Source organism: Acidovorax sp. GW835-FHT14B10, assembly GCF_058793725.1.
The window spans coordinates 35,497-49,465 of record NZ_JBXAGC010000004.1 but is presented as its reverse complement, the minus strand read 5'-3'; the positions used below and the strand labels follow the sequence as shown (position 1 = coordinate 49,465).

Annotated in this window: 13 protein-coding genes; 9 read left to right on the top strand and 4 right to left on the bottom strand. The window is 66.3% G+C overall.

Annotation, left to right across the window (positions count from 1 at the left end; translation table 11 throughout):
* Window positions 1-5 precede the first annotated feature (5 nt).
* Both nrdD and AC1Q5S_RS04885 read right to left on the bottom strand, forming a co-directional pair.
* Window positions 6-194, bottom strand: coding sequence for an anaerobic ribonucleoside-triphosphate reductase (nrdD, locus tag AC1Q5S_RS04890; protein ID WP_422203470.1), 189 nt, complete (start codon window positions 192-194; stop codon window positions 6-8).
* Between the two features lie 192 nt (window positions 195-386).
* Entirely contained in the window at window positions 387-2,405 is a 2,019-nt protein-coding gene (locus tag AC1Q5S_RS04885) for a ribonucleoside triphosphate reductase (protein WP_303832798.1), read from the bottom strand.
* A gap of 297 nt (window positions 2,406-2,702) precedes the next feature.
* On the opposite strand from AC1Q5S_RS04885, the gene AC1Q5S_RS04880 reads away from it, so the two are divergent.
* From AC1Q5S_RS04880 to AC1Q5S_RS04855, 6 genes are all read left to right on the top strand, one after another.
* Window positions 2,703-3,404, top strand: a complete 702-nt coding sequence (locus tag AC1Q5S_RS04880; RefSeq protein WP_492238421.1) for a glycine zipper family protein — start codon at window positions 2,703-2,705, stop codon at window positions 3,402-3,404.
* A gap of 132 nt (window positions 3,405-3,536) precedes the next feature.
* Entirely contained in the window at window positions 3,537-5,204 is a 1,668-nt protein-coding gene (locus AC1Q5S_RS04875; protein WP_492238420.1) for an acyl-CoA dehydrogenase family protein, read from the top strand.
* Window positions 5,205-5,381: 177 nt separating this feature from the next.
* Window positions 5,382-6,581, top strand: a complete 1,200-nt coding sequence (locus tag AC1Q5S_RS04870; protein ID WP_303832801.1) for a threonine ammonia-lyase — start codon at window positions 5,382-5,384, stop codon at window positions 6,579-6,581.
* 77 nt (window positions 6,582-6,658) lie between these two features.
* Entirely contained in the window at window positions 6,659-6,805 is a 147-nt protein-coding gene (locus AC1Q5S_RS04865) for a hypothetical protein (protein WP_167544060.1), read from the top strand.
* 73 nt (window positions 6,806-6,878) lie between these two features.
* On the top strand, window positions 6,879-7,583 hold the full coding sequence (queC, locus tag AC1Q5S_RS04860; protein ID WP_303832803.1) for a 7-cyano-7-deazaguanine synthase QueC: 705 nt from the start codon (window positions 6,879-6,881) through the stop codon (window positions 7,581-7,583).
* Window positions 7,584-7,882: 299 nt separating this feature from the next.
* On the top strand, window positions 7,883-9,757 hold the full coding sequence (locus tag AC1Q5S_RS04855) for a phosphoenolpyruvate carboxykinase (GTP) (protein WP_492238419.1): 1,875 nt from the start codon (window positions 7,883-7,885) through the stop codon (window positions 9,755-9,757).
* Between the two features lie 213 nt (window positions 9,758-9,970).
* Here the strand turns inward: AC1Q5S_RS04855 and AC1Q5S_RS04850 are convergent, their stop codons facing one another.
* Window positions 9,971-10,417, bottom strand: a complete 447-nt coding sequence (locus tag AC1Q5S_RS04850) for a hypothetical protein (protein ID WP_303832805.1) — start codon at window positions 10,415-10,417, stop codon at window positions 9,971-9,973.
* Window positions 10,418-10,535: 118 nt separating this feature from the next.
* Here AC1Q5S_RS04850 and AC1Q5S_RS04845 point away from each other — a divergent pair, with 118 nt between their 5' ends.
* The 3 genes from AC1Q5S_RS04845 to AC1Q5S_RS04835 all read left to right on the top strand — a co-directional run bounded on the left by AC1Q5S_RS04845 (window position 10,536) and on the right by AC1Q5S_RS04835 (window position 12,908).
* Window positions 10,536-11,525, top strand: coding sequence for a LysR family transcriptional regulator (locus AC1Q5S_RS04845; RefSeq protein ID WP_303832806.1), 990 nt, complete (start codon window positions 10,536-10,538; stop codon window positions 11,523-11,525).
* Window positions 11,526-11,531: 6 nt separating this feature from the next.
* Complete coding sequence (locus AC1Q5S_RS04840) at window positions 11,532-12,377, top strand: metallophosphoesterase (RefSeq protein ID WP_303832807.1); 846 nt, start codon at window positions 11,532-11,534, stop codon at window positions 12,375-12,377.
* 108 nt (window positions 12,378-12,485) lie between these two features.
* A complete protein-coding gene (locus tag AC1Q5S_RS04835) occupies window positions 12,486-12,908 on the top strand; it encodes a universal stress protein (RefSeq protein WP_492238418.1) in 423 nt (140 codons plus the stop codon).
* A gap of 352 nt (window positions 12,909-13,260) precedes the next feature.
* Here the strand turns inward: AC1Q5S_RS04835 and AC1Q5S_RS04830 are convergent, their stop codons facing one another.
* Window positions 13,261-13,887, bottom strand: coding sequence for a TetR/AcrR family transcriptional regulator (locus AC1Q5S_RS04830; RefSeq protein WP_303832809.1), 627 nt, complete (start codon window positions 13,885-13,887; stop codon window positions 13,261-13,263).
* Between the last annotated feature and the right edge of the window lie 82 nt (window positions 13,888-13,969).

Sequence of the window (13,969 nt, the reverse complement as noted above, 5' to 3'; positions counted from 1 at the left end):
CCTGGTCAGCGGCCACAGGCCGATTCAGCGAAAAACTGGCGCTCCTGGTGCTCGCCCTGTTTGCCCACGTTGAAGCTGGACACGGGGCGGTGGTAGCCCATGACGCGGGTCCAGACCTCGCAGGGCTGGCGCTCGGCGTCGGTGAGCTGGATGTCAGCGATGGCGGCGTGTTCGGTGGCAGAAAAGTGGCTCATGGGTATGTGCTCCTGGGGGTTGAAAAAGAGCGTGCCGCAGCGGGTGCTGCGCCGCCCTGGGGCAACAGGGCAAGGGAGGGACCTGGGTCTACCCCGCCCTGCTGATTCACGATCAAACAGGTAGCTTCTTGCGCTGGATGGAAGAGCGCGAGCGACCTATCTGACTCCAATATTGGCCAACAAACATGCGGCTCAAGCAGCCAGTGCCGCGCGCTTGGCTGCCAGCCGCTCTTCGTCGCACGTCGGGCAGAACGGGTGCTCGCCCGCCAGGTAACCGTGCGTGGGGCAGATCGAAAACGTGGGCGTGATGGTGATGTAGGGCAGGCGAAAGCGCGTGAGCGAGCGCTTGACCAGGTCGCGGCAGGCAGCGCCGCTCGACAAGCGCTCGCCCATGTACAGGTGCAGCACGGTGCCGCCGGTGTATTTGGACTGCAGCACTTCCTGGCGTGCCAGGGCCTCGAACGGGTCGTCCGTCCAGCCCACGGGCAACTGCGATGAGTTCGTGTAATAAGGCCGATCTTCGGTGCCGGCCTGCACGATGGCGGGCCAGCGTTTCTTGTCTTCCTTGGCGAAGCGGTAGGTGGTGCCTTCGGCCGGCGTGGCTTCCAGGTTGTAGAGGTGTCCGGTTTCTTCCTGGAAGGCGGTCATGCGCGCGCGCACATGGTCGAGCAGGCGCACCGCCAGCGCGTGGCCGCGCTCGCTGGTGATGTCGTGCGCGTCACCCGTGAAGTTGCGCACCATCTCGTTGATGCCGTTCACGCCCAGGGTGGAGAAGTGGTTGCGCAGCGTGCCCAGGTAGCGTTTGGTGTAGGGGAACAGGCCCTGGTCCATGAGGCGCTGGATGAGCTTGCGCTTGGTCTCCAGGCTTTGCTTGCCCAGGTCCAGAAGGCGGTCGAGCGCGGCGAACAATGCCGTCTCGTCGCCTGCGTGCAGGTAGCCGAGACGCGCGCAGTTGATGGTGACCACGCCCAGGCTGCCCGTCTGCTCGGCGCTGCCGAACAGGCCGTTGCCGCGCTTGAGCAATTCGCGCAGGTCGAGCTGCAGGCGGCAGCACATGGAGCGCACCATGTTCGGCTCCAGCTCGGAATTGATGAAGTTCTGGAAGTACGGCAGGCCGTACTTGGCCGTCATCTCGAACAGCAGCTGCGCGTTCTCGCTCTCCCACGGAAAGTCCTTGGTGATGTTGTACGTGGGGATGGGAAAGGTGAACACGCGGCCCTTGGCGTCGCCCGTGGTCATGACGTCGATGTAAGCGCGGTTGATGAGGTCCATCTCCGCCTGCAGCTCGCCATAGCTGAACGGCATCTCCTTGCCCGCAATCACCGGCACCTGCTCGCGCAGATCGTCGGGGCAGATCCAGTCGAAGGTGAGGTTGGTGAACGGCGTCTGCGTGCCCCAGCGCGAAGGCACGTTGAGGTTGTAGACCAGCTCCTGGATGCACTGGCGCACAGCAGCGTAGTCCATGGCATCGGCGCGCACATAGGGCGCCATGTAGGTATCGAAGGACGAGAACGCCTGCGCACCCGCCCATTCGTTCTGCAGCGTGCCCAGAAAGTTGACGATCTGCCCTACGGCGGACGACATGTGCCTGGGCGGCCCGGCTTCGACCTTGCCCGGCACGCCGTTGAGCCCTTCATGGAGCAGCGTGCGCAGCGACCAGCCCGCGCAGTAGCCGCTGAGCATGTCGAGGTCGTGGATGTGGAGATCGCCCTCACGATGCGCCGCGCCAATCTCGGGCGTGTAGACATGCGAGAGCCAGTAGTTGGCCGTGACCTTGCCCGCCACGTTGAGGATCAGGCCGCCGAGCGAATAGCCCTGGTTGGCGTTGGCGTTCACGCGCCAGTCGGCGCGGGTGAGGTATTCGTTGATGGAGCTTTCCACATCCACCAGCGTCTGCCTGTCAGCGCGCAAGGTGGCGTGCTGCTCGCGGTAGACGATGTAGGCGCGCGCCGTGGCCAAGTGGTTGGCGGCGATGAGGGTCTGCTCGGCCACGTCCTGGATCTGCTCCACCGTGGGCGCCTCGCCATGGAATCGGTGGATCAGCACCTTGGTGACCTGCGCGGTGAGCAGTGCAGCCTCTTCGGCGCCATATTCGCCCGCAGCCTGCCCGGCGCTGGCGAGTGCGGCACGGATGCGTTCCGCGTCAAAAGGAACGCGCTGCCCGCTGCGCAAAACGACTTCACGGGGCAAGGTGACAAGGGTGGAGGCCATGGGTTCTCACAATCCGTCAAGGGGGGTTAAAACACTACCTATGGTGTGTACGATACCCATCAAACACTACCTATAGTTTGATGAAGCACAAACAGTGGGGGTGGTCAGAACCATAAAAAAGCGCGTTCCACCGCCGCGGAACCGTCGCGTGCTGCGCCTGGAGCAAGACCGTCTGCAGCCCGTGGCCATGGCCGGTCGGCTGCGCGATGGAGTCGCGCGGGCGCTGGTACATACTGGCTCCTTGGCACGACCTCTGGATGCAACCACTGCCACTCAGCCCTGGCGTTGACCTACGACATGACCACCTCGCACCGCCCCGGCACCCCGGCCGCCATCACCGCTCCAACGGACCGGGGTCCACGACCAAGGCGCGGCAGAAACCACCTGCCAGCGCTGCGGCCAGGACTGTGCGCCGGCCTCGTGGCCCTGGTGCTCGCGGGCTGCGCCACACAGGGTTCAGACCGGACGGCCCGGCTGGCGCCCGACGACAGTGCCAGCGCCCGCTACGGCACCGACCTGGACGATTGCAGGCAGCACGCCGCCCAGGTGGGCGTAGTGGCCGAAACGCTGGACGGCCTGGTGCAGGGCGCGCTGGTGACGGCTGCGCTGGTGTGGGGCCTGGGCTACGGGCACGACACGGTGCGCGACTGGGCCGCCGTGGGCGGCGTGCTGGGCGCAACGCAGGGGCTGCAGGCGCTGGAGCGGCGCCAGCGCACCGAGGCCGCCTGCATGGCGGCCCGGGGGCACGGATCGATGGTGGCCGCACCCCGACCGGGGCCATGGCGCCCCGCGCCCACGCCCGCACAGGCACCGCCCCGCCGGGTCGGCACCGACGCCTTCAGCGCCGAGCGCCTGGCGCGCAGCCAATCGTGCAGTGAACAGCCGCTGGCCGCGCTGGCGGCCAAGGGCCCGGGGTTCGAGACCTACAGCGTGGCCTGCGCCAACGGCGATGCGCTGGCGATCCGCTGCGAGTTCGGCCATTGCAGGGTGTTGCGCTGAAGTGCGTGGTGTGCAACCCAAGAACCATCACCATATTCCGCACACGCCCCGCACGCCCCCGTGCACCTTGCCTGGCCATTTTTTTCCGGACATCATGGTGGCCGCCCGAAGGGAGACGAAAGAGGCCCACACATGACCGCCAGGAGCACGCACGAGGTTTTCAACCAGTTCGACGAACTGGCCGATTTCAACCTGCTCGGCACTGACGCGGCCCTGGGCGAAGCGCTGGAGCGTGCGGGCGCGCTCTGGGCGCGGCCGCAGCTGTTGGCCTACGGCCAGCAGCTGGGCGCGCAGGAAACCTGGCGCCTGGCCGAGGCGGCGAACCGCCACACACCCGCGCTGCACGGCTTTGACCCGCGCGGGCGGCGCATCGACAGCGTGGAGTTCCACCCGAGCTGGCACGCACTCATGGCCTTGTACCGCGGGCAAGGCCTGGTCGCCCTGCCGTTCCGCGACGCACAGCCCGGCCGCTGGGCCGCCTGGGCGGCGGGTTTTTATCTGCATGGCCAGGTGGAGCAGGGCACGCTGTGCCCGGCCACCATGACCACGGCGAGCATTCCGGTGCTGCAGAAAGAGCCTGCGCTGTGGGCGCAGCTGCAGGCCCCGCTGTTCAGCAACGACTACGACGCGCGCGATGTGCCGCTGGCGCAGAAACGCGCGATCTGGCTGGGCATGGGCATGACCGAAAAGCAGGGCGGCTCGGATGTGCGCGCCAACACCACGCTGGCCACGCCGTTGCGTTCGGGTACCGGCGCAGGCGGGCGCGGTGGCGAATACCTGCTGCGCGGCCACAAATGGTTTTTCTCGGCGCCCATGTGCGATGCGCACCTGGTGGTGGCACGCACGGCCGAGGGCGGCCATGCCTGCTTCTTCGTGCCGCGCTGGCGGCCTGACGGCAGCAAGAACGCGGTGATCGTGCAGCGCCTCAAGGACAAGGTTGGCAACCGCAGCAATGCAAGCAGCGAGGTCGAGTTCGAGGATGCCTGGGGCATCCTGATGGGCGAGGAAGGACGCGGCATCCCCACCATCATCGAGATGGCCACCACCACCCGGCTGAACTGCGTTCTGGGCAGCGCCGCCATCCTGCGCCAGGCCACCGTGCAGGCCCTGGCCTACGCCCGCCAGCGCCAGGCCTTTGGCAGGCGCCTGGCCGAGCAGCCACTGATGCGCGCTGTGCTGGCCGACCTGGCGCTGGAAAGCGAGGCCGCGCTGGTGCTGGCCATGCGGCTGGCCGAGGCCTTCGAGCGTGACGACAGCCCCGTGCAGCGCGCCTGGAAGCGCGTGATGACGCCCGCCGCCAAGTTCTGGGTCTGCAAGCGCGCGGTGGAGCTGACCGGCGAAGCCATGGAAGTGTTTGGCGGCAACGGCTATGTGGACAGCAGCGTGATGGCCCGCCTGTTCCGCGAGGCGCCGGTCAACTCCATCTGGGAGGGCTCGGGCAACGTGATGTGCCTGGATGTGCTGCGCGCCATCGGCCGCGCGCCCGAGGCCGCCATGGCCTTGCTGGCCGAACTGGCGGCAGCCGCTGCGGGCGAGCCGCTTTTGCAGGCCGAGCTGCAGGCGCTGCGCAGCCTGCTGGCCACGCCGCCCGAACAGCGCGAAGCCCTGGGCCGCGTGCTGGTGCAGCGCCTGGTGCTGGTGGCCCAGGCCTGCCTGCTGCGCCGCCATGCGCCGGCAGCGGTGGCCGATGGTTTCATGGCCACACGGCTGGGCAGCGCAGGCGCGGGCCGGGTGGTGGGGGCCATCGACACCCGGGCGGTGGACGTGGCCGCGGTACTGGCGCGCGCTTTTCCGGCCTGAGGCCCCATTCTCCGCAGGCGCTTGCAGCGACGCCAGCGCAAGTGCTCCGGGATGCGCGTGGGAACAATCGGCGGCAACCGTTTTATGCATCAGCGCTGGCAGCTATGGATGAAATTTCATCACTGCACCACATGGAGCGCTTTCCCGGCGCGTGCTGCTGCCCCCACAATGGCGGCCATGCTTTCCATTCAAGACATTCGCGATGCGGCCACCCGGCTGCAGGGCCAGGTGCTCGACACACCGTGCGTTGAATCGCGCACGCTGTCGGACATCGTCGGCGCCCAGGTTTTCCTGAAGTTCGAGAACCTGCAGTTCACCGCTTCCTTCAAGGAGCGCGGCGCCTGCAACAAGCTCACGCTGCTCACCCCGGCCGAGCGCGCGCGCGGCGTCGTGGCCATGAGCGCGGGCAACCATGCGCAGGGCGTGGCCTACCACGCGCAGCGCATGGGCTTGCGCGCCGTGATCGTCATGCCGCGCTTCACGCCCGGCGTGAAGGTGGAGCGCACGCGCGGCTTTGGCGCCGAGGTGGTGCTGCACGGCGACACGCTGGAAGAGGCGCGCGCCCATGCCTACCATCTTGCCGACACCGAGGGGCTGGTGTTCGTGCACCCCTACGATGACGAAGCCGTGGCCGCCGGCCAGGGCACGCTCGCGCTGGAAATGCTGCAGGCCGTGCCCGATCTCGACACCCTGGTCATTGCCGTGGGCGGCGGCGGGCTGATCGCCGGCGTGGCCACCGCCGCCAAGGCGCTGCGCCCGGACATCGAGATCATCGGCGTGCAGACCGCGCGCTTTCCGGCCATGGTCAATGCCATCAAGGGCACGCACCACCCGCAGGGCACCTCCACCATCGCCGAGGGCATTGCCGTGGGCACACCCGGCACCCTCACCCAGGAAGTCGTCAAGCGCCTGGTGGACGACCTGGTGCTGGTGGACGAGGGCGACATCGAGCAGGCCGTGCTGATGCTGCTGGAAATCGAGAAGACCCTGGTGGAAGGTGCGGGCGCAGCCGGCCTGGCCGCGCTGCTGCGCCACCCCGAGCGCTTTGCCGGCAAGAAGGTGGGGCTGGTGCTGTGCGGCGGCAACATCGACCCGCTGCTGCTGGCCGCCATCATCGAGCGTGGCATGGTGCGCTCTGGAAGGCTGGCGCGCATCAAGGTCAGTGCGCGCGACATTCCAGGCGTGCTGGCGCGCATCACCGCCACCGTGGCGGACGCAGGCGCCAACATCGAGGAGGTGCACCACCAGCGGGCCTTCACCATGCTGGCCGCGCAGAACGTGGAGATCGAGCTGGTGCTGCAGACCCGCGGCCAGCCCCATGTGGCCCAGGTGCTGGAGGCGTTGCGCGCGGCCGGCATGGAAGCCGCGCTGATGTGACGCGACGCCGTGGACACCGCGATCTTCGGCGCTGCAGCTAGAATCGCAGCAGTTCTACGCCCTTTGGAGTTCTTGCCATGTCTGACCACAACACCTCGCACGCCCCCGAAGCGCACTCGGCCGACGCCGTGGAAAATGTTGTCCCGCTGATTCCCGTGGTGTTGCCCGTGGTAGGCGCCATCATGATTTTTCTGCTGGCCTTCATTGCCGTGAACATGGCCTGAGGCACACGCCGCATCCGCCACGAACCCCGCAGCGCGGGGTTTTTTTACGCCCCCTTGCCGAAAGATGCCGCCCATGCGATCCGGACACGCCCTCGTACTTTTCTCTGGCGGACAGGACTCCACCACCTGCCTGGCCTGGGCGCTGGAGCATTTCGCCCATGTCGAAACCATCGGCTTCGACTACGGCCAGCGCCACCAGGTGGAACTGCAGGCGCGCCACGCGGTGCTGGCCGCCCTGCGCACAGGTTTTCCGCAGTGGCGCGAACGGCTGGGCGAAGACCACATGATCGATCTGTCCGTGCTGGGCCAGATCAGCGACACGGCACTGACGCGCGAGACGGAAATCGTGATGGATGCCGCTGGCCTGCCCAACACCTTCGTGCCGGGGCGCAACCTGCTGTTCTTCCAGCTCGCCGCCGCCGTGGGCTACCGGCGCGGACTGCACACGCTGGTGGGCGGCATGTGCGAGACCGATTTCTCGGGCTACCCGGATTGCCGCGACGACACCCTGAAGGCCCTGCAGGTGGCCGTGTCGCTGGGCATGGGACAGCGCTTCACCTTCGAGACGCCGCTGATGTGGCTGGACAAGGCCGACACCTGGCAACTGGCCCGCACCCTGGGCGGGCAGGCACTGGTGGACATCATTCTGGAGCAATCCCACACCTGCTACCACGGTGTGCGCGACACGCGCCACGCCTGGGGCTACGGCTGCGGCGCCTGCCCGGCCTGCGCCCTGCGCAAGGCCGGGTATGAGCGCTGGCAGGCCTCGCAGACGTGAACTCGCGGCCATCCGAGCCACATTCACGCATAACCTCATGCTTTTTTTGCATGATTTTGGCCCGTGGCTGACAGACAAATCGGCTGCAGATTCATAGAATCGTCATCCCAGCCGACCCGCGGATTCCGTGGCATAGCCTCCACCCCGTGGGGATTCACCATGCACCCGCCCGCCGACTGAGCACCTCAGCCGTTTTTTCAAAGGCAGCGCTCAGCATCCGCAACTGCGCCAGGCCTCGCCGCGATCCACCAGGTCCGCTTCCTTTGAAAAAACTGTTTTTCAACTTAGGAAGCTCCCCGATGAACGCACCCACGATGCAGGGCCTGAATCTCAACGCCCCCGCTTACGTCAAGAACGCCCGCCTGCTGGCCTGGGTGGCCGACATGGCCGTCCTGTGCAAGCCCGATTCCATCTACTGGTGCGACGGTTCCAAGGAAGAGTACGACCGCCTGTGCCAGCAGCTGGTCGATGCCGGCACCTTCAAGAAGCTCAACCCGGCCAAGCGCCCCGGCAGCTTCCTGGCCTGCTCCGACCCGTCGGACGTGGCCCGCGTGGAAGACCGCACCTACATCTGCTCCGAAAAGAAGGAAGACGCCGGCCCGACCAACAACTGGATGGCCCCGGTCGAAATGCGCGCCACGCTGCAGCCGCTGTTCGACGGCTGCATGAAGGGCCGCACCATGTACGTGGTGCCCTTCAGCATGGGCCCCCTGGGCAGCCACATCGCCCATATCGGCGTGGAGCTGACCGACAGCGCCTACGTGGCCGTGAACCAGCGCCTGATGACCCGCATGGGCAAGGCCGTGTACGACGTGCTGGGCGTGGACGGCGAGTATGTGCCCTGCATGCACACCGTGGGCGCACCACTGGCGGCTGGCGAGAAGGACACCACCTCCTGGCCCTGCAACCCCAAGGTCAAGTACATCGTCCACTACCCCGAAACGCGCGAGATCTGGTCTTACGGTTCGGGCTACGGCGGCAACGCGCTGCTGGGCAAGAAGTGCCTGGCACTGCGCATCGCCTCCACCATGGGCCGCGACCAGGGCTGGCTGGCCGAGCACATGCTGATCCTGGGCGTGACCAACCCCCAGGGCAAGAAGTACCACGTGGCCGCCGCCTTCCCCAGTGCCTGCGGCAAGACCAACTTCTCCATGCTGGTACCCCCAGAGGCCGGTTTTGCGGGCTGGAAGGTCACCACCATCGGTGACGACATCGCCTGGATCAAGCCCCATGCCGACGGCAAGATGTACGCCATCAACCCCGAAGCCGGTTACTTCGGCGTGGCCCCCGGCACCAACATGCACACCAACCCGAACTGCATGCGCTCGCTGGACAAGGACGTGATCTTCACCAACGTGGCCCTGACCGACGATGGCGACGTGTGGTGGGAAGGCATGGAAAAGGACGGTGGCGGCATCCCGGCCCACCTGATTGACTGGCAGGGCAAGGACTGGACGCCCGAAATCGGCAAGCAGACCGGCGCCAAGGCCGCCCACCCCAATTCGCGCTTCACCGTGGCCGCCACCAACAACCCGGCGCTCGACCCCCAATGGGACGACGCCAATGGCGTGGCCATCGATGCCTTCATCTTCGGTGGCCGCCGCTCGACCACCGTGCCGCTGGTGACCGAGGCCCGCACCTGGATGGAAGGCGTGTACATGGCCGCCACCATGGGCTCCGAGACCACCGCCGCCGCCTTCGGCGCACAGGGCGTGGTGCGGCGCGACCCGTTCGCCATGCTGCCGTTCTGCGGCTACAACATGAGCGACTACTTCCAGCACTGGCTGGACATGGAACACAAGCTCGAAGCCACGGGCCACACGCTGCCCAAGATCTTCTGCGTCAACTGGTTCCGCAAGGGCGAAGATGGCAAGTTCGTCTGGCCCGGCTACGGCGAGAACATGCGCGTGCTCAAGTGGATGATTGACCGCATCGAGGGCCAGGCCAAGGGCCAGGACACGATGTTCGGCATTGCGCCGCAGTACGCCGAGATCAACTGGACCGGCCTGGACTTCAGTGCCCAGCAGTTCCAGACCGTGACCCACATCGACAAGGCCGCCTGGGTGGACGAACTCCAGCTGCATGATGCGCATTTCGAGCAACTGGCCTATCACCTGCCCAAGGAACTGCTGGAAACGCGCGCCGCCATCGCAAAGCGCCTCGCGGAAGTCTGACGCGCGCGCCGCGCTGCGCAGGGAGCATCGCTCCCCCTGTGGCGCGAATGCCATGCGCTGAAGCCGCCCGTCCCTTACCAGGGCGCGGCGGCTTTTTCATTCGTGGGCTGCCGGACCGGCTGCAGGTGCCCAGCAAAAAAGCCGTGGGCTGTGCCACGGCTTGGATGTTGCGCCCACCGCCCATGCCGGGGGCGCAGGGAGTTCGAGCAGTGCTCAGCAGTGCTTGCGCAAGTGCTGCTGGCTGGTGGCGGCAGCGCTCATGGCACGGCTCAGGTCCGCCATCATGCGGGCATCCTGCAGGGCGGCACTCCAGGTACGCTGGTCTTCGGCAGACTGGCGACGGCTTTCCACCCAGGCCTTGTAGCCAGTGCGCAGCCCCACCGAAGCGCGGCGGGCCGGCGTGGCCAGCAGGGCGATGGCGGCAAATGCCACCACCCACAACACGATCCAGGCGGCCAGCAGATGGCCGTCGCCCCAGGTGTCGATCACCTGATTGGCCACCACGAGCAGCGCTGCAACCACCGCAGCCAGCAGCATGGAGGCGGCGCCCCGTGCGCCGTCAAAACCTGCAGCCACATTTTTCAACGCCACGATGGCATTCTCTGCCCGGGCCACACCGAGGTGCTGTGTGGAGTAATCCACGTGTGCAAAACTGGTCATTTCAAGATCCCTTTCAAACGCTTTTGGCGAGATTGCCGGGCGATGGAAGAATATTAGGGTTTACCCTTTGTTTATTCAACTTTATATTATGAATTCAATTCATTCATATGATTGATATATGGACCGTCTCCCGCCCGTCAACTTTCGCTCCCTCGATCTGAACCTGCTGCGCGTTTTCGACGAGGTGATGGCCGAGCGCAGCCTGACCCGGGCCGCGCACAAGCTGTCGCTCACGCAACCGGCCGTCAGCAATGCCATGCGCCGCCTGCGCGATGTGCTTGGCGACGATCTCGTGGTGCGCAGCGGCCACGGGGTGGAGCCCACACCCCGCGCGCTGGCGCTGTGGCCCACGGTGCGCGAGGCCCTTGCGCAGTTGCAGGAATCCCTGGCGCCCGGCCTGTTCGAGCCCGCCACGGCCACCTCCACCTTTGTGCTGGCCCTGTCCGACGCCACAGCCGCCACGCTGGTGCCAGGCCTGGTGGAGATCATGGAGCGCGAGGCCCCCGGCATTTCGGTGCGGGTGGTGCCGCTCACCACGCGCGACCCCCGCCGCCTCCTCGAAGAAGAATCCGCCGACATGGCCGTGGGCTACTTTCCAGCCGTGCTGGCCGACCTGACGGCGCGGGCACAGTCGGGGGGCGTGGTGGCCTTTGACAGCCGCCGCATCTACGACGGCGAATATGTGTGCGTGATGCGCCAGGGCCATCCGCTGGCCGTTGCACCGCTGACGCTGGACCAGTTTTGCGCCGCGCGCCACATGCTGGTGAGCTTTTCCGGGCGCCCGTTTGGTTTCATCGATGAAGCCCTGGCGTCGCTGGGTCGCGAGCGGCGCGTGGTGCTCACCGTCAACCAGTTCTTCACTGCGGGGCGGGTGGTGGCCAGTTCCGACCTGCTCACCGTGCTGCCACGCCACTTTGTGCCGGTGACCGGCATCGCCGAGGCGCTGGTGCTGCGCCCCCTGCCGCTGGAATTGCCGGCGGTGCATGTGGATGCGCTGTGGCGCCGGCGCGGTCCGCAACAGACGGCCATCAACTGGTTGCTGCAGGCACTGGCACGCGCCGCCCGGCGCACCTTTCCCCAACCGGCGGGCAGCCCCGCCATCAACTGACGCTCCATGAAGATACAGCTGTTGTCCGACCTGCACCTGGAGGCGCATCCCCATTTCGCACCCGAGCCCGCCGCGGCAGCGGATGTGCTGGTGTTGGCCGGCGACATCGGCTCGTACCAGCAGGGCGGACAGCTCACCGACCAGGCCTTCGGTCTGGAGCGTTTTTCTCCGTTGCCGCAGTTTGCCGGCTGGCCCACTCCCGTGCTGTTTGTGCCCGGAAACCATGAGTACGACGCGCAGGACTTCGACGCGGCCCATGCCCGGCTGCGCGCGGTCTGCGACCGGCTGGGCATCGCCTGGCTGGAACGCGAGACCCTGGTGCTGGACGGTGTGCGCTTTGTCGGCACCACGCTCTGGAGCGACTTCGATGCCCTGGCCGACCACGAAGGCAGCACCGACCTCGCGCGGCGCCTGAAGCAGCGCGACAAGGCCTTTCGCGCCGCCAACTTTTATCTGCGCAAGACCGACGGGACACGCCACGGCGAGCCCTTTCTGGCAGAGCCGGTGCGCGCCCAGGCGCTGCACTGCCAGCAGTGGTTGCGCGCCGCACTGGCCCAGCCGCACGCCGGACCCACGGTAGCAGTCACCCATTTCGCACCCAGCCTGCGCAGCGCTGACCCACGCTATGGGCTGGTGCCCGGCACCGCCGGTTTCTGCAATGCCCTGGACGATCTGCTGCCCCTGGCCCGGCTGTGGCTGCATGGGCATCTGCATGCCCCCAGCGACTACACGGTGACGGGCACCGACGCACAGGGAGCGGCCTGGCAATGCCGCGTGGTGGCCAACCCGCTGGGTTATGCACGCAAGGGGGAACAGGCCATGTTCCAGGCGCAGTGCTGTATTTCCGTATGATGGGCACAGGCTGACAAACTTTCCGTGCGCACGAGAAAACCTGACACAGCTCAAGACAACAACAACGCGCGCCGATTAGCCTGAACCACCCATTCCGGAGAACACACCATGAACATCCTGCTTGCTGTCGACGGCAGCGCCTACACCAAGAAAATGCTCGCCTACCTGGCCACCCATGAAGAGTTGCTGGGCGGTACCCACCAGTACACCGTGCTGACCGTGCAGGCCCCCCTGCCCGCACGCGCACGCGCTGCTCTGGGCAAGGAAGTCGTTGACACGTACCACGCCGAAGAGGCCGAAAAGATCCTCGCTCCCGTGTGCAAGTTTCTGGGCCGCCATGGCGTGGATGCCAAGCGCAGCTTCAAGGTGGGCTCCGTGGGCGAGACCATCGCCAAAGTGGCTGACACCGGCAAGTTCGATCTGCTGGTCATGGGCTCGCATGGCCACGGCGCCATCGCCACGCTGGTGATGGGCTCGGTCACCACCCAGGTGCTGGCCCACAGCAAGGTGCCCTTGCTGATCGTGCGCTGAAGCCGCGTTGCCGCCATCCCAGCCCTGCCCCGGCAGGGCTTTTTTTCGCCCCATAGACCACCAGGTTCCAAAAGGCCCGGCCGGCTCACGTGGGCGCGCATGGGCGACATATCGGCCTTGCGCCTGGATGCTCCGCTCTCGGCGATCCATCCCACCGCATGACATGGCACGCTCGTGGAGCCGCCACTTCCGGTGTGGCGGGGTTCGGGTAGCGGTCGAAGAAGCCACGAAGGTGGCACATCACGGGACGATATTCCCCGTGAAGCGAGTGCCACTGCTCAGAAACCAGGCCGAACGGCCCACGAGGGGCCGTTCGGCAGGGGTGGGTCGACATCCGTCGAACACCCAGGGGTTATATGGCCCCCTGACGCGCCGCCAGTCCATCAAAACAGGTGCGTACCACCAGGTCGACGATTTCCGCGTCCGAATACTGGCCGCCTTCCTTGAGAAACCCCACCACGGGGTCGCATGCGCGGGCAAACAGGGTGTACAGCACCACCAGCGGCGGCAACGCAGGGTTGATGAGGCCTTGCGCCTGCGCCTCGGTGATCCATTGGCCAATCTGGTCGCTCACCGCCACCAGCCCGTCCAGATACTGCTTGCTGGCCATGAGCACCGCCCGCAGGCTGGAATTGCGGCTGGGTAGCAGCGGCATTTCGTTGGTGATCAGCCGCTCCAGCGACCAGCGCACCAGATCCTGCAGCTTGTCCTGCGGCGGCATCTCCGCGGGCAGGGTGTCCAGGTAGGCACGCACACGCCCCAGTATCTGGACCATGGCGGCGCAGCACAGGTCTTCCTTGCTGGCGAAGTGTTTGTAAAGGCTGGCCTTGGCGATGCCCACGGCATTGGCGACATCGTCCATCGTCATCGCGTCGAAAGACTTTTCACCCAGCAGGCGGCAGGTGGCCTCCAAGATGGCGTCTTCGCGCGCCTGGTGCATCTGTTCCTTGAAGGAAACCTTGGTTTTCGGCGTTTGCATGCCGCCATCTTATACGCACCGGTCCAAAAAAAGACTTTGGCAGTTGCATTGCAACCACATCGTTTATTTTTGCAATAAAACC